The organism is Sphingobacterium sp. NGMCC 1.201703, assembly GCF_047784615.1.
Classification (GTDB): domain Bacteria; phylum Bacteroidota; class Bacteroidia; order Sphingobacteriales; family Sphingobacteriaceae; genus Sphingobacterium.
Genome location: NZ_JBLOHD010000004.1, coordinates 322,489 through 338,845, shown reverse-complemented (window position 1 = coordinate 338,845; position 16,357 = coordinate 322,489). Strand labels below are relative to the sequence as shown.

At 42.9% G+C, this 16,357-nt stretch carries 12 protein-coding genes; 7 read left to right on the top strand and 5 right to left on the bottom strand.

What is annotated here, in order from left to right:
* Positions 1-249 precede the first annotated feature (249 nt).
* Together ACK8HY_RS09835 and ACK8HY_RS09830 are read left to right on the top strand one after the other, a co-directional pair.
* Positions 250-621 (top strand): hypothetical protein, encoded by a 372-nt coding sequence (locus ACK8HY_RS09835; RefSeq protein ID WP_139351255.1) that lies wholly within the window; start codon positions 250-252, stop codon positions 619-621.
* A gap of 62 nt (positions 622-683) precedes the next feature.
* Complete coding sequence (locus ACK8HY_RS09830) at positions 684-872, top strand: hypothetical protein (RefSeq protein ID WP_139351256.1); 189 nt, start codon at positions 684-686, stop codon at positions 870-872.
* Positions 873-998: 126 nt separating this feature from the next.
* Here ACK8HY_RS09830 and ACK8HY_RS09825 read toward each other — a convergent pair whose 3' ends face one another.
* Entirely contained in the window at positions 999-1,337 is a 339-nt protein-coding gene (locus tag ACK8HY_RS09825; RefSeq protein WP_139351257.1) for a hypothetical protein, read from the bottom strand.
* A 616-nt stretch (positions 1,338-1,953) separates the two neighbouring features.
* Between ACK8HY_RS09825 and ACK8HY_RS09820 the strand changes: the two genes are divergently transcribed.
* From ACK8HY_RS09820 to ACK8HY_RS09805, 4 genes are all read left to right on the top strand, one after another.
* Complete coding sequence (locus ACK8HY_RS09820; RefSeq protein ID WP_416133524.1) at positions 1,954-3,117, top strand: helix-turn-helix domain-containing protein; 1,164 nt, start codon at positions 1,954-1,956, stop codon at positions 3,115-3,117.
* Between the two features lie 163 nt (positions 3,118-3,280).
* Positions 3,281-4,297, top strand: a complete 1,017-nt coding sequence (locus ACK8HY_RS09815) for an alpha/beta fold hydrolase (RefSeq protein WP_416133523.1) — start codon at positions 3,281-3,283, stop codon at positions 4,295-4,297.
* Positions 4,298-4,371: 74 nt separating this feature from the next.
* Positions 4,372-4,785 carry a hypothetical protein gene (locus ACK8HY_RS09810; RefSeq protein WP_416133522.1) on the top strand — a complete coding sequence of 138 codons (414 nt, stop codon included), beginning with the start codon at positions 4,372-4,374 and terminating at the stop codon, positions 4,783-4,785.
* 289 nt (positions 4,786-5,074) lie between these two features.
* Positions 5,075-6,244 carry an esterase gene (locus tag ACK8HY_RS09805; RefSeq protein WP_416133521.1) on the top strand — a complete coding sequence of 390 codons (1,170 nt, stop codon included), beginning with the start codon at positions 5,075-5,077 and terminating at the stop codon, positions 6,242-6,244.
* 138 nt (positions 6,245-6,382) lie between these two features.
* Here the strand turns inward: ACK8HY_RS09805 and ACK8HY_RS09800 are convergent, their stop codons facing one another.
* From ACK8HY_RS09800 to cobA, 4 genes are all read right to left on the bottom strand, one after another.
* Complete coding sequence (locus ACK8HY_RS09800) at positions 6,383-7,852, bottom strand: rubredoxin (protein ID WP_416133520.1); 1,470 nt, start codon at positions 7,850-7,852, stop codon at positions 6,383-6,385.
* On the bottom strand, positions 7,842-11,363 hold the full coding sequence (locus ACK8HY_RS09795; RefSeq protein WP_416133519.1) for a molybdopterin-dependent oxidoreductase: 3,522 nt from the start codon (positions 11,361-11,363) through the stop codon (positions 7,842-7,844). The genes ACK8HY_RS09800 and ACK8HY_RS09795 overlap by 11 nt, the downstream gene beginning before the upstream one ends.
* A gap of 19 nt (positions 11,364-11,382) precedes the next feature.
* Positions 11,383-12,687 carry an MFS transporter gene (locus ACK8HY_RS09790; RefSeq protein ID WP_416133518.1) on the bottom strand — a complete coding sequence of 435 codons (1,305 nt, stop codon included), beginning with the start codon at positions 12,685-12,687 and terminating at the stop codon, positions 11,383-11,385.
* 169 nt (positions 12,688-12,856) lie between these two features.
* On the bottom strand, positions 12,857-13,618 hold the full coding sequence (gene cobA / locus ACK8HY_RS09785) for a uroporphyrinogen-III C-methyltransferase (protein ID WP_077438649.1): 762 nt from the start codon (positions 13,616-13,618) through the stop codon (positions 12,857-12,859).
* A gap of 199 nt (positions 13,619-13,817) precedes the next feature.
* On the opposite strand from cobA, the gene nirB reads away from it, so the two are divergent.
* Entirely contained in the window at positions 13,818-16,334 is a 2,517-nt protein-coding gene (gene nirB / locus ACK8HY_RS09780) for a nitrite reductase large subunit NirB (RefSeq protein WP_416133517.1), read from the top strand.
* The last annotated feature ends 23 nt before the right edge of the window (positions 16,335-16,357 follow it).

Below are 16,357 nucleotides of genomic sequence, written 5' to 3'. Positions count from 1 at the left end.
TCTTAGCGTTTATTTGCACAGTAATTTTTTGTTTCCTATCGTTTCCTCTTTTTTGTTTCGTCATCCAATGTTTTTAAAGCAATTGGATTTTTACTGTACGACGCCAATTTTTATGTTGTTCCTTTCTTTCGAAAGGAGGGTATTAGCCGTTTTGTATAGTAAGAACAACAGTCAATTTGAAATAGTTTTATTGGTGTTGTTTTTTTTTTGATAACTTGGACAAGCCCCATAAAACGGTATATCGGCCATATGCTACAATTGAGGGATGTTTTTATAATAGTTTTAATGGATCGTTTCAAACTGGTGCTTTGCAATATTTTAATAGCGGGCCTTGTCATCGGAAGTATTTATTGGTTGGCGAAAACAAGTGAAAAAGAAAAGGCTATAAGGATTGAAACGGTCAATAGAAACGATCGGTATGTAAAAGGGATTGTTACCCAAATGTTTTATCATAAAGGACTAAGTATTCGTGTAAAATATATTGTCGATAATAGGGAATACGAAAATAGCAATGGATGGTCTATTAATCCTAATAATATTCACGAAGGAGATTCAATATGGCTAAGATATGCCATTGAAGATCCAAACTTATTCATTACCGAATTGGAAAATGAATATTAGTTAGCCAAAATATCAAAGCCTTCAATGCCCAGTATCATAGTCGTGAGGCAGTGATCAATTCCTTGAAAAAGCAAAAAGGTGAAAAGTTAAACTGTGCCGTAAATACGGATATGCTTGAAGAGTCAGCGGATTATTTGGTTGCTAAAGTGACGCTGAAATTTGAGAAGTTCACTAGAACAGATCTGGTAACATTGGTATGGGAAGGGGACAGCTGGAAGGTATCCAGATCGATCAATTCGTATAAAGTATAAATAAGAGCTATTTCAAATAAATAAGTTGTGAAGCCACGTCCTGAAACGTGGCTTTTTTACATCAAGCTGACCCTAGGCCCTGCTTAAATTTTTGAATCTGTAATTCGATTGAAAGTCATTTTAAGACTATATGCCTAGTTCGCCACTGGCAAGCATATGTCTATAGACCGTTCTGCAGGTGTCGAAGAATCCTGAGCAGGAATTTTCTACATAGGTTTGCGAAGTGAAGGTGTCAATCACTTGACCGCTACTATTGTAAACATTTAGCGTGTAAACACATTTTGTCAACATGCTTTTGCTTTCCTTTGACGCTTCGGTAACTTTAACCTTAGCGGTGTTTTTGCTTAGCTTGTAATTGACTGTTTTTACATTTGCATTTCCTTTGGGAGCTTTTGCACCCGTTCCAGCAAAGGCCGTAGTTGATAGCGCAGCTACGGCGACCAAACTCATTACTAATTTTTTCATTTTTTTTACTTTTTTTGTTTAACCATGCATGTCTGTTTAGGGCATACTTTAATTATCATATTCTAAAAATAGAGCTAGGAATTGAATTGATTTTGGCCGTTTGGTATTCGCGCGGGTTGAAACATTATTCGCTATTACTTATTTGATTTTTCGTTTTTGTATAGCTTACTTATATTGTAATACTGATGCTATTAACCATCCTACGCTGATGATTTTAAAGTCATGCGATCAGAAATCAGTATTGTGTAAGGTCAGGCGCAGAGTGGGGTAGGTCCTAACACATAAAAAACAAATACAATGTGACGAAAACATGTAAATTTATTCGTGAAAAAACAATAGATAATTCAACCTAAACCCTAATCCATAGTTTTTCTGGAATGAGGAAGGGAGCCAAATGTGGTTATATGGTTGCATAGAGATGGTTGCCATTTAAAGGATAGGAGAATTTTTTCGATATTGGTACTAACGAAACTTTGAGACGAGAAATATCCTACTGTGCCGGCGAGCCGCGGACAATAGCGAATAGATGTATTTGACAGCCTGAACAATTTAAATTACTCGTGAACATCGATCGGAGAGAACGTTTGGAATTTTTTGGAGAATAAAAAAGAATATCATGGAATCAATTCTAGCAACACTACTATTTATATCATTGGAAATACCTTACTTGTCTGGCGTTGTTATAGGAGGCTTTTTGTCTTTTGTTTTGTTTACTAAAACAGAGAAAAAAGTAACAGATTACATGCTCGCGTGTTGGCTGACTGTATCAACAATAATGCTGCTATCGATTTATCTACTTAAGTCAGGGCTCTACCTCCAACACCCAGTATTATCAATCCAGGGCTTATGGATGCCATTGGCGCAGGGGCCGTTCCTCTACCTCTATATAAAATATCAGACACGCCCAATCCCCTTTCAAAAAATAGACCTATTACACTTTTTACCATTTATTCTGGGCTATCTGCTTTTTTCTCAATTTTATTGGCTTTCATTTGAAGATAAAGTGAATGTGCTTAAAAATGGTTCCATGGGATTCGAAACAGAAAATAGATGGCGGATTGTTTTAATATATCTCTCGGGCGTTATCTATATTCCACTATCTTTCTACAAGCTGTTATTGTTTAGGAAAAATCTTAAATACCGATTTTCAAATATTGAAAAAGTAAATTTTCTATGGCTGCTTTATTTGGTCGCGGGTATGGCGGCAATCTGGATAATTGTCCTCATCTTTCATAAAGATCATCTTGTTTTTTCTGCTTCTGTAATCTATGTATGGTGGATGGGCTATTTTGGCATCAAACAGGTAAATGTGTTTAGTCAGAAGCACATTGAGGACGCGAACCTTGCTAATTATACCGAGATCGTTAATAGAGAAGAACAACCATCGGAAAACATTCCGTATCCGCCTAAATATGCAAAATCACTTCTGGAACCAGATGCTGCGAATCGGATATACGTAAAACTACAAATTGTACTGGAGCAGCAAAAACCATATCTAAACCCAGAACTCACCCTTAACGACCTCGCAGCGATGGTTGATACGCATCCCAATTTGTTGTCACAGGTGATCAATTCCGTGATCGAAAAAAATTTTTACGAACTGATAAACGAGCTACGTGTGAAAGAGTTTTTACAACGGATGACCTTACCTGCCAACAAAAAATATACGTTGCTAACAATTGCGTATGACTGTGGGTTTAACTCAAAAGCTTCTTTTAACCGAAATTTTAAAAAGTACACAGGCAAGTCTCCCCAGCAGTACCTCAAGACAGATTTGTAAAAGACTCAATCTTCAAAAAGCGGACTCATTCTTCATAATAACCTGTAAAATAGGTTTATATCGTTTTATTCAAAGAGGTGTCAACCTGTCGGATGAGCCTTTATGAGCTTATATATCGCATACTTTTGTATATGCATTAAGCTATGCAATATAAAAGTGCAATATGAAAATGTTCAATTGGATAAAAAAAATAGTCGTTATCATTATTTCTTTCATCGCTTTAGTACTACTGGCAGGTTTCATATTTGAAAGCTGGTCTCGTGCAAAAGCTGAAAAGATTATTCCCAATGGTCAGTTCGTCGAACTGGACCGTTGCCGACTTCATTACCTGAAAAAGGGAACAGGTGGGCCAACAATTGTCTTTGAATCGGCATTATGCCCGGAAGGCCATTTGCAATGGTATTCTATTCAACAGGAATTAAGTTTACATACAACAACCGTTTCTTATGACAGGGCTGGTATACTTTGGAGTGAAAGAGGGGAAAATCCAAAAACCGGAGAAAAAATGGCCGAGGAACTATACTTGCTGTTAGAGAAATCTAATGCACCGAAACCTTACATCCTCGTTGGACATTCTATGGGAGGTATGCTGGTCCGAATTTTCGTTGATAAATATCCGCAGGATGTAGCTGGAGCCGTATTGATCGATAGCCAGCATCCGGACAATAAAAAATACCTTTCGCCGGGACTTTATAAATTGGTGAATAAGGGATTGCCTGCTGAATTTTTGAAGTTTGCGAATACATTTGGTTTGGCAAGACTGATGTTCAAGGATATGTTTCCTCCTTCGAAACCATATCAATATCAGAACTCTTTAATGCCTGCATTATTATATAAAAGCGCTGCTGCCGTTCTTGAAGAACAAGAGCAGATGGCCGCTATAAAGAATGATGCCGCAAAAATAATATCATTTGGCAATATTCCTCTTTGCGTTGTCAGTGCGACGGATACTTCCCGTTTTGATACGTTGTTTAAAGAAAAAAGACTACGGGCCGAAATGGTAACAGCATGGGATAATATGCAGAAAAACCTTTTGTCCCTTTCTACAAACCGCAAACATCTTCGGGTCGCAGGCAGTGGCCATTACATCACTTTGGACCAACCGCAGGTTATTGTTGGTGCAGTAAAAGAACTTATTCTTCAATTCCGTGATCCTTCTCCCGTAAAAGATGGCCGATAGATCGGAAAGTTAATGACCTGTTTCGATTTGATATCAATACGATTTTAATTTTTTTAACTTTTAAATGTATAATCATGAAAACAAAATGTATGCTATTTTCTGGGTTGATTGCAACAATGATTTTTGGCTCGGTATCCTGCGGCAAAGACGATGGACCAGATGACGGCTCAGACAAGGGCTATCCAAAAAATGTAACCATTGAATACAAGTTTACTGTAGCTTCGGGTACGCCGAACAAAGTGGAACTATCCTACACGAATGCAAGTGGCGGAAGGGAAAACGTGAAAGATGTCATACTACCTTATTCGAAAAAAATAAGTCGTACTGTAAATCCTTATGATGATGCATCTGCTCATTTTTCGGCATTTGGACCAGGGGGAATAAAGGCGGAGGTTTACATAGACAACAAATTAATAGGCACTAAAACTGCGTCGTCGAATTCTGCGACGGCAAGTTTTAATGATGCAGTTAGTTACATATGGCGGTAGGTTGCAGACGCATCCCTGAAAAGTGCTTCGCTTTTCAGGGATACGTCTCAAATTTCACCATCTAATTTCCTTTATTCACCGAATTTTCCTGTCCTTTAGTCTAAGTCCATAGATCGGGCGACTAAGCTATCTTTAAGTAAATATATAAAGGTTAAATGCCATGTCGTGAGGTATGGTTTTAATTTTTGCGTATAGATCTAAATAGGAAAGAAAGAAATAAATTGAACAAAAATGGTTATTTTAGAGAAAAGGAAATTGTTTACGAACTCAATAAATAAACCCCTAAATCATGAAAAATCTTTTCACCGTTTTATTGCTTTTCATTCTATTGCCGCTGTCGGCACAGCAGGCGCTTTTTAATCCCCAAGAAATCATTTCCCCCGAAATCCACAATGACAAATCAGTAACATTTAGGGTTTTTGCGCCCAATGCCCAAAAGGTGGAACTCTCCGGCGACTGGATGCCCCGCGAAGGATGGAATATTGTCCCTAAAGCTATGACCAAAGGGAGAGACAGTGTCTGGACCTTCACCAGTCCTCCCTTACCTTCGGAGTTATATAGTTACAATGTAATTATCGACGGAGTGAAAACGACCGACCCCAACAACGTATACCTTATTCGGGATGTGAGTTCTATTTTCAACGTTTTTATTGTGGGCGGAGGCAAGGCTGACAACTATTCTGTTAACAATATCCCCCATGGTACAGTGGCCAAGCGTTGGTATGATTCTCCCGGAAATAAAATGAAACGCAGAATGACTGTTTACACGCCTGCAGGATACGAAACGAGTCGAAAAGATTACCCTGTTCTTTACCTCTTGCATGGAATGGGCGGCGATGAAGAGGCTTGGATGGATCTTGGTAGAGCGTCACAAATTATGGACAACCTCATTGCGCAAGGAAAAGCCGAGCCAATGATCGTCGTGATGACCAACGGTAATGTTTTTCAACAAGCTGCACCAGGGCAATCGGACAAGGGGTTTTATAAACCTACGATGGCCCTGCCACACACCATGGATGGCCAAATGGAAAAGACTTTCGGGGATGTGCTGGAATTTATCAATAGCAATTACCGCGTCAAGAAGGGGAAAGACCACACGGCCATTGCAGGGCTTTCCATGGGTGGTTTTCATTCGCTCCATATTTCCAGACACTATCCCAATACCTTTGGATATATGGGCTTGTTCTCGGCTGCCGTTATGCCGCGATCTGAAGTACTCCCTGAGTTTTACCAAAATTTAAATGAAAGTCTTACCCGCCAAAAAGAAAATGGTTATCAGCTTTATTGGATCGCCATGGGCAAAACCGATTTTCTTTACAATGAAATAAAACAATACAAGGATAGGTTGGATCAACTCCATATGCCTTATGAATATCACGAAAGCGAAGGCGGCCATATTTGGGCCAACTGGCGGGATTACCTTACTCTTTTTGTGCCTAAGTTGTTTAAAGCACCGTAAGGGAAATATAAATAGTATCCAATAACTGTTAGTTCGGTCATTCTAAAAACTGACTGCTAGCGTATTATATAAGCTTTATATTATAGCCAGGTCGTGAGGCCTGGCTATTTAGGTGATTACATTAAAAAGCATCGTTCTTTAATTGATCAGTTTCCTAAAAGTTGACTTTTCAGTTTCACAAATGCTACAACAATATGTTGTAGGTAGGTTTTCAAATAGTGTTCCTGCGGCGACATGCTGTGTACTATCTCCCCAGATGGGATCATATATTGTCTGACAAGCCGGACATTGATAAGTAACCCTGACCGGATCGGATTTTTCTGTTGTAGCCTGCGTAGGAAGATGATGAGGTTCTTGGGCCACTGTTCTACCTTGAAGTTGATAAAAATCCTCACACAATGCCAAAATCACATTGATAAGTTCTGCTTGTTCCACGCGTTTTCGATAAGTAACAAAATCTCTTGAATTAGGGTTGAAATCTGGTGTATGTTGCACCTGAAACCAAGATTTATTTCCCTTAGATTCGATAAAACGCAAAATTACAGATCCCCAGATTCCACTCTTTGGTTGCATTTTAATACCAAAACAAAGTTTGTATGTGCGGATATCCAACCAGTTCATATGGTGCACCAATTCCTGTTTAAGCGCTAATGCAATGGGATCAAAATCTTCCGTCATCCAATTGAGTTCATTTAGGGCATGCCGGAGGTTGATTCGATGTCGGTCTAAGACACTATCCCAATCAGCTCTTGTTGTAGGTTGAATATCTTTAATAATAATTGATTTCCAGGGTGTAGTGTACAATTGGCCGATCCTGTGTCGCAGACAGAGATGACATATGTCGCGTAAAAAAGCGGTCGAAAAGGTTTCCGAACGCCGGTATACGCCCAGCCATAGTCTATCTTGGTAGCTATTAAACCCCTCATAATAGGGGAGCTTAAACGCAGGCTCCATAAAGGGCTGTTCTGTCGGCTGGAAAAGAAATTTTCCGGAGGCAATAGCTGATGCTTCTAACTTCTGTCCCAACGTTTGTCCTTCGCTTGAACTTGCAGCCAGCGTCCCGATCATCATGGGCTCCAAAAACAGCGTTAGTCTCGCAATATCGTCTGTGTTTACAAGGGTAGACCAGGTATAAAACACGTTGCTTTTGGGAAATCGGAGCTGCAGGTGCCAATAATTGCTAAATTCCGAAGTGATGAAATTTAGATTTCCAGTATAATAAGGTACCAAGGACTGTGTGCAGTCCACAACATTCACTTTTAATTGGGGATTGAACTCGAAACTGTCCAAAACATCTTTGTATACGCCTTCACGTATCCATGGCCCCTGATTAAAAAGTCCGTCGGCTACATATGAACTCACAATGTTTGGATATATATCTTCACCGATTTCATAAGCAGATTCCTGATTGATGAGTATATATTCTAATTCTTCGAGCTGCGTCTCGTTTACCTTAAAATATAGTTGCTGTCTACTGCCAAATTTGACTTCTGTAATTCCCACCTCCTCCAAAGGAATCAATAGGTCGACAAGTTCTCCAGGAGAAATTGCACCGCCAGAAAGGTTAACCTTGATAAACTGCCCTTTTTTCATCGTTTTACTTTGCATAGGATTTTACCTCCTTATCCTTTTCTATTACGTAGTTTTCCAGAATACGTTTAACTTCAGGTTTACAGGATCCACAACCTGTCCCAGCGCCGGTGGATGTACATAACTCGTGAAGATCTGTACATCCATCACTGATACATCGTTGCAGATTTCCCTCGCCAACTTGACTGCATGAGCATACCAATCGCCCGACGACAGCTTCCTTGGCCGTTCCGCTTCGTAGTAGCTGCAGTCGTTTTTCACTTAATTCGATCCTGTTTGCGATCAAGTTTTTAAACTCAAGAAATTCGTTCTTGTCTCCGATCAAAATGGCACCTACAAGTCTATCCTGATAGATAATACATTTTTTGTAATAGCGTTTGGCCTTATCAATAAAAATAATCTCTTCATAGTCCTCATTTGGCGTTTCTGTAAGACCGATGCTACACAGGTCAAAACCCTGTATTTTGATAATGTTCATAAACAGGCTTCCTGTATAATGGCTGCTGATATCTCCCTGAAGATAATGTGCAACTATACCAGCCTGTTCTTCGGCAGCCGCAGTAATGCCGTAAAGTGTCCCTTCAAATTCTGCAATCTCACCGATGGCATAAATAGCAGGGTCGCTGGTGTTCATATGATTATCCACGACCACACCCCGTTGGCAAAGTAGGCCAGCATCCCTTGCTAATTCGATATTGGGTGTAGTGCCTATCGCTAGGATTAGGGCATCACATTTGATCTGTCGTCCACTCTTTAATTCGATCTTTGTCAGTTTATTACGGCCACAGTATAGTTGAACTTCATCGTTATAGAAAATATCGCAGCCGAGGTCTATCATCTCTTCGTGAAGCAATTGGCTCCCAAGTGGATCCAGCTGCCGATTCAAAAAACGCGAAACACGTTGAACGATGGTGATTTTTGTTCCATTTTCACGAAGGGAAGCGGCCATTTCCAGTCCTAATAATCCTCCGCCGACGATAACGACATGTGCCTGTTCGGGAAGGTATCGCTTCAATAGGTCAGCGTCAGTCCGACGCCGCATCGTAAAAATACCAGGTAGCTTCGGCACATGCTTTGGCAGGCTGGGCCGGCTGCCTGTCGCGAGAATTAAGATATCATAATATGTTTTAATACCGCGAGAGTCCGTGACATATTTGTTGATTCTGTCGATTGCCGTAACCTGGACAGCACGTATATGCTGGATATCGAGTAAAGGCTCCTCTTCGTCTTTCATTTTAACCAATTGCTCCCATTGAAGCTCGCCACTGACATAATGTGGTAACATGACACGATTATAAAAAGGTAGATCCTCATTACTGAAAATGATAATCTCATCGGTCTTGTTTACTTCCCGAAAGGAACGGACAAAACCATGCGCTCCGGCACCGGCACCGATAATGACGATACGTTCCTTGCTCTTCACATGAGGTTCGACACGTACTGCGCAAAATTTAAAGTCAGGTTCCTTTGAAATAGGATCCACCAAATCGTTGGTCAGATTATTGGCACGATGGAGATCAGATCCTAATATCTTGCCCCAATGCATCGGTAGAAAGACGACTCCAGGTTTAATTGTCTCGCTGACCCGTGTTCTGACACGAACTTCGCCTCGTAGCGAATAAACATTTGCCAATTGCCCGTCAACCAAGTTCAGTGCTGTTGCATCGCTTGGATGGATTTCCAAGAATGCAGTCTTAATATGTTGGTTCAGCTTACTTACCTTGCCAGTTTTAGACATGGTATGCCATTGGTCACGGATGCGTCCTGTAGTCAGGATAAGCGGGAAATTTTGGTCAGGTAGTTCGCTGTGATGCCGATCAGGTGGGCTATGTAATTGCGCCCGCCCACTTGGCGTAAGGAATTTGTGATCCTGAAAAAGTCGTGGAGTGCCTTTTCTCTTTGAGAGATCAAAAGGCCATTGCACGGTATTTAGATTGTCAATAAGTTTATAATCCAACCCCGCAATGTCAATACTTGTCCTGGCTGTTAATTGGACATGTTCTTTGTAGATGTCCTGTTGTGTAGGATATGAAAAACCTTTAAAACCCATTTTTTGTGCAAACCTTGCAAAGATTTCTGTATCCGGAAGAGCTTCGCCTGGCGGGTCAATAGCCTTATGCAGGTGACTGATCCTGCGTTCTGAATTCGTCATTGTGCCTTCTTTTTCGGCCCATCCGGCTGCTGGAAGAATAATATCCGCAAAGTCCAGGGTTTGGGGCTTGTTGGATATCTCCTGCACGACAACGAATTTAGCCATTTGCAATGCTTTTTCCACCAGCCGTGTGTTCGGGAGACTGGTGAGCGGGTTGGTGCAGAGAATCCAGATTGCCTTCAATCGGCCGTCGGCCAAGGCTTCAAACATTTCGGTAGCTGTGAGCCCAGGCTTGCTGCTCACGGTAGTCCCTGACCAGAATTGTTGAATTTCATCGCGATGTGTTTTATTATCCATATCACGGTGAGCAGGTAGCAGGTTCGCAAGCCCCCCAACTTCTCTTCCGCCCATGGCGTTGGGTTGTCCAGTTAGTGAAAAAGGACCACTTCCCGGTTTTCCGATTTTCCCTGTAATCAGGTTGAGATCAATCAGGCTCAGGTTTTTATTAACTCCCACTACGCTTTGATTCAATCCCATTGTCCACATAGTCAGAAGGCTATTGGATTCGCCAATATAGCTGGCTGCGCGTTCAATGTCTTCCGCCGGGACACCACATATCGCAGCGGACTCCAATAAGGTACGTTCGAATACCCGTTTTTTGTACATTTCATATCCTTCGGTATGATGGTTTATGAAATCAAGGTCTATGTCTCCTTGTTCGATAAGTAATCTTCCCAGCGCATAATTGAGCGTGATGTCTGTCCCTGGGTTAATCTGTAAATGCAGGTCGGCCAATGCACAGCTGTCCGTGACACGAGGGTCGACAACAATAATTTTGGTCGCTGGATTTTTAGCTTTGTGCGCCTCTACACGTCGCCAGAGGATCGGATGGCACCAGGCGGGATTGGCACCTGCGACCAAAAAGCAATCGGCAAGCTCGATATCGTCGTAGCATATGGGTACACTGTCTTCCCCTAGGGTCTTTTTGTATGCCGCCACAGCACTGCTCATACAAAGACGTGAATTGGTGTCAATATTGTTCGTGCCAATAAATCCCTTAACCAGTTTATTGAGAATGTAATATTCCTCGGTAAGGCATTGTCCAGAAGCATAAAATGCCACAGCATCAGGACCGTATTTTGCAATTAACGTGCGGAAGACCGCTGCTGCGCGATCCAGCGCTTCATCCCATGAAACACGTTGCAACGGACTGGATCTATGGTGCCTCATCTGGGGATAGAGAAGTCTGTCTGAGCGATCATTGACTGTATATTGCAGATTCATGCCCTTGCTACACAATTTGCCGTGATTGACCGGGTGTTGACTATCGCCGATAACGGAAATCAGTTGATTTTTTTCGACCGATATCTTAACGCCACAGCCCACACCACAGTAGCAGCAGGTACTTTTATATACGTTGTTCGACTCTTTATTCATAGTAAAAAGGATACTTATTCTACACTTCTAATGACACATTTTGAACGACAGGTTCAGTTCGAGGATGAAAACGCACGAGGAGTACCGTGAAACCTATCAGAAAAACGCCAATACCGATATATTGAAAGGCATCCGCATAACTGAGCGTTTCGGATTTAAAAAGAAATCCGACTAACATGGCTCCAATATTTCCTCCGGCACCGACGATTCCGCTCACACTGCCAATGTTATCTTTATTAATGAAGGGGACGATACCATATGTACAACCATTTGCCATCTTGAGGAAGAGTGCAAAAAGCAACATGGTGATAATCGCTAGAAGTAATGTGTTGGAAGTGGCGAACAGACTTATGCCGATTCCTTCCAAAATCAACAGTATACCGAGAATTATACCCTTACCTTTAATGCCGTAGCTTTGTCCTACTTTATCACTTATAATACCGCCAAGCGCACGGGCGAATAGATTCATGCCGCCAAAGATACTGGCAAGGGCTCCCGCCAGGATAATTCCGGTATCAAAACGATCGATAAAGAAGGTAGCAGCGACGTTGTCAACCGTGATCTCTATCCCGAAGCAAGCCGCATAGGCGAGTGTAAGGATCCAGACACGATAGTCCTTTAACGCGAGCAAAAATGAGCCATTCTTCTTTTTATTGATTTTCCCACCTTCGGATAGTTTTTTGAAATTGCCTTGCGGTGTATCTTGCGTATACCGATAATAGATATACGCCATTACGAGAAGGATAATCCCGGGAACAATCATGGCAATCCGCCAAGAATCCGCCTGGCTTACGAAGCCCATGCCGACGAATGCTGCAGCAATGAGCGGCATGACCAGATTGGTAACCCCTCCGCCAAGGTTGCCCCAACCACCGGTTACGGCATTGGCCGTACCAATAATGTTGGGGGCGAACATCATTGAAGTATGGAACTGCGTAATCACAAAAGACGCACCGATGATGCCGATAAAAAAACGAAATAACAAAAAAGACTCATAACTATTACTCAGTCCAATAAGCAAAACAGGAATCGAACCTGCGACCAACAAAATCGTGTAAGAGATCCGTGGTCCTAGCGTATCACACATCTTCCCGATAAATAATCGCGCAATAATTGTTGCTGAAACAGAGGCGATAATGATATTTCCGACTTCACCTTTAGTCAATCCGAGTTGTTCTCTAACCAGTGGCATAAGCGGGGCGACGCCGAACCAGCCAAAGAAACAGAAGAAAAAAGTGATCCATGTAATGTGAAAAGTGCGCATCTGTACACCTTTAAAAGATAAGATACTAAGCTTTTGGAGAGGTTGTTCTTGTGGATTCATGAGGAATATTGTTTGGTTGATGATTGAAATAATTGTCAAATGTTCAAGACCACCAGGATTTAAGCAATCCGTTGCGAGCGTTTCGGTCTGTTTGATCTTGTTTGTCGTGTCCGTAGAGGCGATGATCCTCTCTGGGCACTTGTTGCAGCCTGTGATACAATCGGCTTGCTTATATAATAGACCTTTGTGCGACCGCGAGGCTGTGTGCATGCTGCAGATCGACGACATCACCGATAACGATAATGGCTGGATGGCCAAGCTCATGCTCCTTGCTTGCCCTGACAAGGTCTTTGGCTTTGCACAATACCTGTTTTTGCTGGGGCAGGCTCGCATGCTGTATAATAGCCGCCGGGGTTTCTCCTTTGCCATACAGTACATAGGTACGTGCTATCTCGTCGAGTTTGCGCATGCCCATGTAGATCACGACAGTGGACCGGCTCTGGACAGCCAAAGGGAGATCCGCCGATAGGCTACCATCTTTTTTCATCCCCGTCAGTGCCCATACCCCTTCGCTGATACTGCGGTGGGTCAAGGGAATATTGTTGATGCCTGCGCCTTGCATGCTGCTGATGCCCGGAATGTAAGAAACCACAATATTTTTCCCCTGTACGGTAAGCCATTCTTCAAAACCACGCCCGAAAAGATAGGGGTCGCCCCCTTTTAACCGGACCACGCGGTCGTAGCGTGCACAATAATGTAGGATAAGCTCGTTTATTTCTTCTTGAGGGACGTATTTTCCATAAGGATGTTTGCCAACATAGTGTTTTGTACAGTTTTTATGTGCTATTTGAAGGATTTCTTCATTGATTAAGTTGTCATAAAGGATAACTTGTGCATTTTTTATCGCTTTATAAGCTTTTATGGTTAATAATTCTGGGTCTCCAGGGCCAGATCCTACAATAAATAACGATGTTTTGCCTAATTTTTTCATGTTATTTTGTTTTTGTGTTCATTTTATATGTAAATCTATTAAAAAATCTGATATAAATCATGAAATATTGAAGTTTAAATGATTTTTATTTGAAAAAATATTATAAAAATCATATTTATTTTGATTTTTTAATTTTTTATTCCATAAATTAGTGATGTTTAAATATGAAAATGATTTTTTATCAGAAAAAACAGTAATTATGGAAAGAAAAAAGATTGTTGTTATCGGAAATGGTATGGTTGGTAATAAGATTTGCGAAAAATTAAAGCATAAATCTGATATTCTGGATATAATTGTGTTTGCCGAAGAGCCAATTCGTGCCTATGACCGGGTGCATCTGACCGATTACTTCAAAGTTTCATCTATAGAGGAGCTTTTCCTGTCAAAAAAGGACTGGTACGCGGAAAATAATGTGAAAATCCATTTAAATGATCCGATTGTTGATGTAAATCGCTCAAAAAAAGAAGTACGTTCATTACAAGGGCTTATTGTTCCGTACGACTATCTGGTCTTTGCGACTGGTTCAGCTGCTTTTGTGCCACCTATTCCAGGCGTGGAAAAGGAGGGGGTATTTCTTTACCGGACGATTGAGGATCTGGATCTGATCAAAGCTTATGCAGCAAAAGTCAAAAAGGGTACTGTTATGGGCGGCGGACTACTGGGCCTGGAAGCGGCCAAAGCGCTGGTAGACCTCGGCTTGGAAGAAACGGCAGTGATTGAATTTGCGCCCCGCCTGATGCCGCGTCAGATTGATGACAGCGCCAGCCAGCTCCTGCAAACCAAGCTGGCAGCAATGGGGCTAAGTTGTTTATTGCAAAAATCAACAAGTCAATTGCTGGGGGAAGAGCGCCTGACGGGAATCGCTTTTCAGGATGGTTCATCGATCGAAACGGATCTGCTGGTAATATCGGCGGGCATACGGCCGCGGGATGAACTGGCCAGGAAAATAGGGCTGGCCATCGGCGAGCGTGGCGGGATTGTGGTCAATCCACACATGCAGACCTCAGACCCTGCCGTGTATGCGATCGGCGAATGTGCACTGGTCAATGATATGATCTATGGCCTGGTGGCACCCGGTTATGAGATGGCAGAAATAGCAGCCGAACATATCCTGGGGGAAGAAAAGTCCTTTAAGGGATTTGATATGAGTACCAAATTGAAACTGATGGGGGTAGATGTGGCCAGTTTTGGAGATCCCTTTATCAGTGAACCTTATGCGCGGACCATCTTACTGGAGGACCGTAACAAAGGGGTCTATAAAAGGTTGAACGTCAGTACCGACGGTACGCGCCTGCTTGGAGGGATACTGGTGGGGGAGGCCACAAGTTATAATATGCTCTTGCAGATGGTCAACAACAGTATGCCGCTGGCGGAGCATCCTGAGCTGCTCCTGATGAGCGAGCAGGGGCAGAACAAATCCGCTTCTTCGGGCTTGGAAGCCTTGCCCGATGGTGCTCTGATCTGCAGCTGTGAGGGGGTGACCAAAGCGCAGATCTGTGATGCGGTGATCAATGGGAACTGTGAAAATGCAGATGGAGTAAAAAAATGCACCAAAGCAGGATCGGGCTGCGGGGGCTGTGTGCCGATGGTGAAGGACTTGGTCAATTACACGATGAAACAGCAGGGTAAATATATCCGCAGTACCATCTGTGAGCATTTTGACCTGAGCCGGCAGGAACTCTATGACCTGATCAAGATCCATGAACTGAAGAGTTATGATCAGGTGCTGGATGCGCTGGGCCGTGGGCACGGGTGTGAGGTCTGTAAGCCGCTGGTGTCTTCACTGCTGGCCAGTCTCTGGAATGAGATGATCTTGAGCAAGGGAAATGATGTGGCGCAGGATAGCAATGACCGGTACCTGGCCAATATACAGAAAGGTGGTACCTACTCGGTTGTTCCCCGTATCCCTGGTGGGGAGATCACGCCGGACAAATTGATTGTTATTGGCCAGGTGGCCAAGAAATATAAGCTGTATACAAAAATTACGGGCGGGCAGCGCATTGATTTGTTTGGTGCACATCTCAATGATCTCCCGCTTATCTGGGAGGAACTCATTGCTGCCGGATTTGAAAGTGGACATGCCTATGGCAAGGCCTTACGGACGGTCAAAAGCTGCGTGGGCAGTACCTGGTGCCGCTTTGGCCTGCATGACAGTGTGTCCTTCGCCATACAAATAGAGGAGCGTTATCGTGGGTTGCGTGCTCCGCACAAGATAAAGTCAGCGGTGAGTGGCTGTATCCGTGAGTGTGCGGAGGCGCAGAGCAAGGACTTTGGTATCATCGCCACCGAAAAAGGATGGAACCTGTATGTCTGCGGCAATGGTGGTAGCAAACCACAGCATGCACTGCTGCTGGCGGCTGATGTCGACAGTGAGACCTGTATCCGTTATATCGACCGTTTTCTGATGTTCTACATCCGTACAGCCGACCCTTTGACCCGTACCGCTACCTGGCTCAATAAGATGGAGGGTGGAATCGACTACCTGCGGAACGTTGTGGTCGAGGATAGCCTCGGTATGGGGGAAACCTGGGAGCAGGACATGCAGCTGCTTGTCGACAGCTATCGCTGTGAATGGAAAGTTGCCGTGGAAGATCCGGAAATCCGCAAACGCTTTGTCCATTTTGTAAATGCGCCGGAGGAGCGGGACGAGTCGGTACGCTTCGATACCATGCGCGGTCAAAAGAAAGCCGCTGACTGGAATCTGAAAACCTATTAAAAGACCATGGTGTAACATCAATG

Coding starts and splice junctions, on each gene's coding strand:
- ACK8HY_RS09815 (WP_416133523.1), top strand. CDS start 3,281: ATGAAAATGTTCAATTGGATAAAAAAAATAGTCGTTATCATTATTTCT.
- ACK8HY_RS09790 (WP_416133518.1), bottom strand. CDS start 12,687: ATGAATCCACAAGAACAACCTCTCCAAAAGCTTAGTATCTTATCTTTT.
- ACK8HY_RS09795 (WP_416133519.1), bottom strand. CDS start 11,363: ATGAATAAAGAGTCGAACAACGTATATAAAAGTACCTGCTGCTACTGT.
- ACK8HY_RS09820 (WP_416133524.1), top strand. CDS start 1,954: ATGGAATCAATTCTAGCAACACTACTATTTATATCATTGGAAATACCT.
- ACK8HY_RS09835 (WP_139351255.1), top strand. CDS start 250: ATGCTACAATTGAGGGATGTTTTTATAATAGTTTTAATGGATCGTTTC.
- ACK8HY_RS09825 (WP_139351257.1), bottom strand. CDS start 1,337: ATGAAAAAATTAGTAATGAGTTTGGTCGCCGTAGCTGCGCTATCAACT.
- nirB (WP_416133517.1), top strand. CDS start 13,818: ATGGAAAGAAAAAAGATTGTTGTTATCGGAAATGGTATGGTTGGTAAT.
- cobA (WP_077438649.1), bottom strand. CDS start 13,618: ATGAAAAAATTAGGCAAAACATCGTTATTTATTGTAGGATCTGGCCCT.
- ACK8HY_RS09810 (WP_416133522.1), top strand. CDS start 4,372: ATGAAAACAAAATGTATGCTATTTTCTGGGTTGATTGCAACAATGATT.
- ACK8HY_RS09800 (WP_416133520.1), bottom strand. CDS start 7,852: ATGCAAAGTAAAACGATGAAAAAAGGGCAGTTTATCAAGGTTAACCTT.
- ACK8HY_RS09805 (WP_416133521.1), top strand. CDS start 5,075: ATGAAAAATCTTTTCACCGTTTTATTGCTTTTCATTCTATTGCCGCTG.